The 6,094-nt window shown below is 32.8% G+C and carries 4 protein-coding genes, 3 tRNA genes and 1 pseudogene; 2 read left to right on the forward strand and 6 right to left on the reverse strand.

Translation table 11 applies throughout. From position 1 onward, the window contains the following. Positions 1 to 57 precede the first annotated feature (57 nt). From B3I31_RS09350 to B3I31_RS09360, 3 genes are all read right to left on the reverse strand, one after another. Positions 58 to 1,626: an NAD(P)/FAD-dependent oxidoreductase gene (locus B3I31_RS09350; RefSeq protein ID WP_219033725.1), complete on the reverse strand. Its 1,569-nt coding sequence runs from the start codon at positions 1,624 to 1,626 to the stop codon at positions 58 to 60. A gap of 113 nt (positions 1,627 to 1,739) precedes the next feature. Further along, positions 1,740 to 2,933 carry an aminopeptidase C gene (locus B3I31_RS09355; RefSeq protein ID WP_291087954.1) on the reverse strand — a complete coding sequence of 398 codons (1,194 nt, stop codon included), beginning with the start codon at positions 2,931 to 2,933 and terminating at the stop codon, positions 1,740 to 1,742. Between the two features lie 234 nt (positions 2,934 to 3,167). After that, positions 3,168 to 4,766 carry a hypothetical protein gene (locus tag B3I31_RS09360; protein WP_257467997.1) on the reverse strand — a complete coding sequence of 533 codons (1,599 nt, stop codon included), beginning with the start codon at positions 4,764 to 4,766 and terminating at the stop codon, positions 3,168 to 3,170. 138 nt (positions 4,767 to 4,904) lie between these two features. Here B3I31_RS09360 and B3I31_RS09365 point away from each other — a divergent pair, with 138 nt between their 5' ends. After that, a complete protein-coding gene (locus B3I31_RS09365; RefSeq protein ID WP_219033722.1) occupies positions 4,905 to 5,216 on the forward strand; it encodes a DUF3817 domain-containing protein in 312 nt (103 codons plus the stop codon). Positions 5,217 to 5,334: 118 nt separating this feature from the next. Here B3I31_RS09365 and B3I31_RS09370 read toward each other — a convergent pair. The 3 genes from B3I31_RS09370 to B3I31_RS09380 all read right to left on the reverse strand — a co-directional run bounded on the left by B3I31_RS09370 (position 5,335) and on the right by B3I31_RS09380 (position 5,622). Beyond that, positions 5,335 to 5,407: transfer RNA gene (locus tag B3I31_RS09370), tRNA-Gly, on the reverse strand. Between the two features lie 26 nt (positions 5,408 to 5,433). Next, positions 5,434 to 5,517: transfer RNA gene (locus tag B3I31_RS09375), tRNA-Leu, on the reverse strand. Positions 5,518 to 5,549: 32 nt separating this feature from the next. Further along, a tRNA-Gly gene (locus tag B3I31_RS09380) sits at positions 5,550 to 5,622 on the reverse strand. A 142-nt stretch (positions 5,623 to 5,764) separates the two neighbouring features. Here B3I31_RS09380 and B3I31_RS09385 point away from each other — a divergent pair. Beyond that, a pseudogene (locus tag B3I31_RS09385) lies at positions 5,765 to 6,094 on the forward strand (hypothetical protein); the annotation flags it as partial.

Consider the following 6,094-nt stretch of genomic DNA (forward strand, 5'->3'; position numbering starts at 1 on the left):
AAGCTAAAACAAGTTCAGCTTGACATCTGTATTTTATTTTGAGTATTAAATATAAAACTATTTTCCGATAAAATTCTTCACAGCAATTGCAACTTTTGCTCCGTCCATTGCGGCAGAAATAATTCCACCAGCGTAACCAGCTCCTTCAGCGCAAGGAAATAAACCAGCAACTTGCGTATGTTCTAAGGTTTCTTCATTTCTCGGAATACGAACAGGCGAAGAAGTTCTTGATTCTGTTGCCACAATATTTGCATTTTCGGTATAGTAACCATTCATTTTTTTACCAAATGTTTGGAAACCTAATTTCAAAGATTGATGAACTTCTTTTGGTAAAACTTCGCTCAATAAACCTGATGTTAAACCTGGTAAATACGAGCAATCATTTAATGAATTGGATAATTTCCCTGAAACAAAATCAGTCATTCGTTGTGCGGGAGCTTTTAATTTACCTTCACCAACTTGCCACGCTTTTTGCTCGACCATTTGTTGAAACTTCATTCCACCCAAAGGTCCAGTAAAACCATATTTAGCAAAATCTTTTTCATCAACTGTTACAACCATTCCCGAGTTTGCAAAGAATCCGTCACGTTTAGAAGGTGACCAACCATTTACTACCAATTCTCCTTCGTCTGTAGATGCGGGCGCGATAATTCCACCGGGACACATACAAAAAGAGAAAACGCCGCGACCTGCTTCTTGAGAAACTAATGAATACGAGGCTGGCGGAAGAAATTCGTTGCGTTCTGTTCCGATTGGACAATGATATTGAGCAGAATCAATCAAACTTTGGTGATGTTCTACACGAACGCCTAATGCAAAAGGTTTTGCTTCGATTAAAACTTTCTTTTCATCTAACATTCTGAAAATATCACGAGCCGAATGTCCCGTTGCTAAGATCAAAGAAGAAGTTTTAATTTTTTTATCATGATTAATTTCAATTCCTTTGATTTGATTATTCTCGATGATAATATCCGTTAGTTTTGTATCAAACCAAACTTCACCACCACATTCGATAATTGCTTCGCGCATGTTGGCGATAATCCCAGGTAACTTATTTGTTCCGATATGTGGATGCGCTTCTTGTAAAATACGCTCTGTTGCACCGAAATGGACAAACCATTGCAATGATTTCAGAATGTTTCCACGTTTTGTAGAACGCGTATATAATTTTCCGTCCGAATAAGTTCCAGCGCCACCTTCGCCATAACAATAGTTTGATTCAGGATTTACTTTTCCTTCTTTATTCATTGCTGCTAAATCACGACGACGATCACGAACATTTTTACCACGCTCGATGATAATTGGTTTTAGACCTTGTTCTATTAATTCTAACGCAGCAAATAATCCAGCAGGACCAGCACCAGCAATATAAACTTCGTGTTTGTTTTCTACATTTTGAAGATTTGGATGAAACTCGAAAGCATCAGAGAATTCTTCATTTACAAAAACATTGACTTGTAATTGGGAAATAATATTTCGGCTTCGTGCATCTAAAGAGCGACGAATAATTTGGTAAGCATTGATATTCTCTGGTTTTGTTTTAACAGCAGATGCTAAACGTTGTTTCAGAAGTTTCTCGTTTGCAGCTTCTGTAGGAGATATGCGTATTGTTACATTTTGAGGCATATTTATTGACTAAAAATTAGACTGCAAAAGTACATCAAACCATTTGAAATATTCGTTTTTAAACAAAAAAAGCTGTCTCATAAGACAGCTTTTCATTATTATATAAATTAAGATTATAATCCTAATTTTTTCAACGTTTGTTTTTGAACACCGTTTTTATGAACTAAAATATTTGTTGTTTTGTACTGAACAAAAGCTTTTGTTACATAAAGATATCCTTCGTAATCGTTAGTTAAACCCCAAGAGTTTTTCACGATGTAGTAATCTTTTCCGTTTTGATCTTTTGCAATACCAACAATGTGCATTCCGTGGTCATCAGTCGTTTGGTAATCATCAAAAGCAGCCTGACGCATATCTTCTGTAATTACTTTTTCTGGTTTTGGACCTTTGAACATATCTGCTTTTTGTTGCGCATTCATATCTGCAAAATCAACTTCTGGTACATACGCTACACCATTTTTCCAGCTAAATCCTTTTTCAGAAACGTCTGTTGCCCAAGCAACTGTAAATCCGTTTTTCAAAGCATAATCAATGTTATCAGTCATCTCTGTCATCGGAACATTGTAGAAAGATTCGTACGCCCAGTTATCAGGAATCGCTAATACAAACGGTTTGTAATAGTCGTGATCTTTAAAAGATGTAATCGCAACATAATCGTTTGGATTAATTCCTACCACTTGATCAGCAAATGTACGTGGTGTGTATTTTTTTCCGTTGTATGTGAATTCTTTTGGATATTCTCCTAAATAGCTATCCAAAACAGCTGTATAGGCTTTCTCCCACTTTGGAGTTAATTTACCATTTGGATTTGCAACAACCGCTTTCAAAACTCCTTCTTGAATTGCAGCCATTTCACCAAATTGATTTGTTTTTGTTCCGTAATTCAAACCTGTGTAAGTTTCAGTTGGAACAGCTCCGTATTTTTTGATTGTATTCAAAACATCATAGAAAGAACCTCCGTCACCTAAAGTTGTTGCACCGTGCATGCGAACATATTGTTTTCCTTTCTCAACATATGTATTTCTCGCATTGAAAATTGGAGACAATTGAATAGGTTGTTTTCCCATTCTTAACATTTCTGATTCGAAGAAAGAATTTCCTGAATATGACCAACAAGTTCCTGATGAACCTTGGTTTTCTACTGGAGTTTTAGCTAAATTGATAACGTCAGTAAATTTGAAAGCTTCTTTACTATTTTCACTAACATTTTTGTTCAAAGAATTAACTAAATTGTCTTGTGCAGACACCAATTGAGCTGAAGCTAAAAATAAAGCTGAAGCTAAAACTGGATATAAAATTTTACGCATTTTTAAATTTATTTTGTGTGAGTATTTTATAAGTAGCTAATTTCACGAAAATGTTAACAATAAACCTATAAAAATTTAAAGTTTTTTTAATAAAAATTCTTAGTATTCATTCACACAGTACGTTTGGTAAATTAAAACAGACTTGTTTGTGATAAAAGTTTCTTTACGGACATTACAAACAGATATGATTTAAATAAATGTAGGTTACAGATAAATAAACTTTGTAATGTTTTTTTAAAACTGGCTTAATATCCCAAAGTGGATTTTAGATTCTTTAAAATCGAATGAAGTTTCGTCTGTTTTACCAACTGCATAACTCAAATTGAAAATTCCCATTTTAGTTAAAAAAGAAATTCCAGTTCCTAAACTTAACAAAGACGTATTCAGATTTGCGCGTTTGTTATCTATAAAACCATAATCGGCGAAAAGTCCAATATAGAATGCTTCGCTTGGAACAAAACGATAATCTGCACTCAAAAATCCGTACATATTTGTTGTAATACTTTCTTCGTTAAAACCTCTAAAACTTCCGAAACCACCAATTCTGTACAATTCGTTTTCGGAGAAATCATCGTCTTTCGTGAGCAAACCTCTAAATTCTGCACCAGCTTTTAAGAAATGTTTTTTGGACAATTCGAATAAACGAAATGTTTTTAGACCAACTTCAATTTGATTGACGGTTTTATTTTCCAAATCTTCTGTCCACGAAAAATTCTTTTCCTTTTTACGAATCGAATTTACCACAACATTCAACATAGATTTTCCTTCCATCAAACGAAAAGGATGTTTCAGGAAATAGTGATAACTCAAACCAAAACCAATTTTCGAATAATCGTCGTAGCTCGATTTTAGATAGGAATCATCTTCCAACAAAAAGTTAGACGATTGTATAATTCCGCTTACACCAATATTCGAGTTGAGGTTGAGTTGATAAAATAATCGCTCCGAAAAATCTAAATTCACAAAAACAGAATCTTGTTTGAAAAGCTTGAAATTCGTTTCCGAACCAATCGCAGATTTGAACAAATAAGGTACTTTAACACCAATATTCAACGACGTATTTTTATTTGCTGTTCCAATCCAATTTAACCTGATTTCTTCCAAACTATTGAACACGTTGTTCAACGAAAGTTGTACATTTCCGTTCAATCTAAAATCGCCGTTATCATCTGTTCCAAAACCTAAAACACCATCAAAATAATTTGAATTTACTTTGCGAGGATACAAATATAAAATCGTAGAATCAGGCTTAAATAAAGTTTGTGGTAATTGCGCTTCTGCAATATAATTGGTTTGTTGCATTAATGTCGAAATTGTTGCCAACTTCTGTTCATTGTATACTTCGCCAGTTTTTATATTGAGTCCATGACGCAAATAACCTTTGGATAATTTTTCGTAACCAACCAATTTTACACCATCTATTGTTCGCAGATTTCCTTTGTCTAAAACCAATTCAATTTTCTGTTCATTTTGTTCAAAACCATTTGGAACAAGTTTTATTTGCGCAAACGGATAACCTTGATTAGTGTTGGTTGTTGCTATTTTATTTAGAATAGAATCTAAATTATTTGTTGGGAAATAATTATTTTTATTTTCGAACAATTCATTGTTTTTCACCCAAATTGTTTGGTACAATTTTCCTTTATTTAGATAAACTTTTTCATTTTTTATCGAATCAATCGTCAAAGTATAATAACCTGTTTTTTGAAGCGAATCTAAAGATGAATCAAGATTTTTGCTTTCGAAATCTTTTGTATACGATTTTGTATCATCATTATATCGTAAAAAATGATATGTTTTTTCTTGTCCAAAAAGTAAAATAGTTTGGATCAAAAAGAAGAATATGTAGCCTAAAAATCGCATTGTTGCTTATAATAACGTATAAAATAGATGTTAAGTATTTGTTTTACTGATATCTATTAGTGTTCATGTGGAAATTAAAAATTATTTTTGACTTCAAATTTAAGATGAATGTTGAAATTATTTAAAATTACTGGATATTTAGAAGCTATTTCTGCGATAGTTTTGTTTTTTATCGCAATGCCAATGAAATATATTTGGGAAGATCCGACATGGGTAACATACGCAGGACGCGTACACGGAGGATTGTTTATAGCTTATATTATATTGGTTTATTTATTGAAAGAAAAATACAATTGGTCTTGGAAAATTTTTATGATCTTTTTTATCGCAGCAGTTATTCCTGGAGGAACAATTTGGGCAGAAAAAAGATTAATCGAAGGCAAAAAATATAAACAAATGTTGGCTGAAGAAGCGAAATAAGACAACGATTAGATAAAAAAGTAAAACCTTAAACGTGATTGTTTGAGGTTTTTTTATGTTTTAGGAATCAAATTTTTCTAAATAAAAAAAGCCGAAGATTAATCTTCGGCTTTTACAGAGCGGGAAACGAGACTCGAACTCGCAACATTCAGCTTGGAAGGCTGACGCTCTACCAATTGAGCTATTCCCGCGTAAATTTTCAAATCAAATTAAAAAGTACCTCAGGCGGGACTTGAACCCGCACGTCCTAATGGACACAGGATTTTAAGTCCTGCGTGTCTACCAATTCCACCACCAAGGCAAAATTTGATTTTTGAATTTAATATTTCAAAGAGCGGGAAACGAGACTCGAACTCGCAACATTCAGCTTGGAAGGCTGACGCTCTACCAATTGAGCTATTCCCGCGTTGTGAGTGCAAATATAAGGTCATTAATATTACTTTTGCAAGTGTTTTTCGAATAAATTTTACAACTTTTTTCTAATAAATTAATTTTGAAATATTTGACTTGTTGATTTTTTTTGAGAAATTAGGGAATTGAATTATTTTATGGAGAAATTATTTATTTTTTGTGGTGTTTTTCTTCTTGTGATGAGTTGTAATTCTAAGAAAAAGTTTGAATCAGATAAATGGATTCCTTTTGAGGAAGGAGTTTACGGACAAAATTATCGTTATAAGATGTTGGATGATTTGGTTAATAATGTTTTAAAATTTGATTCATATAATTCAAATGGAACTTCAAAAAATGAGGTTTATAAATTGATTGGTAAGCCTGATGAAATTTTAGATAAAATGGAGGTTTATTTAATTCAAGAAAAAATTGGTAAAATTGATCAAAATGGAGAAATTAAACTTTATTTAACCCGTAGTGCATTTAGG

The sequence above is a fragment of the Empedobacter sp. UBA3475 genome (assembly GCF_002378465.1).
Lineage (GTDB): Bacteria > Bacteroidota > Bacteroidia > Flavobacteriales > Weeksellaceae > Empedobacter > Empedobacter falsenii_B.

Bases quoted from the DNA above. Each gene is read 5' to 3' on its own strand.
- B3I31_RS09365 (WP_219033722.1), top strand. From the start codon at position 4,905: ATGTTGAAATTATTTAAAATTACTGGATATTTAGAAGCTATTTCTGCG.
- B3I31_RS09350 (WP_219033725.1), bottom strand. From the start codon at position 1,626: ATGCCTCAAAATGTAACAATACGCATATCTCCTACAGAAGCTGCAAAC.
- B3I31_RS09355 (WP_291087954.1), bottom strand. From the start codon at position 2,933: ATGCGTAAAATTTTATATCCAGTTTTAGCTTCAGCTTTATTTTTAGCT.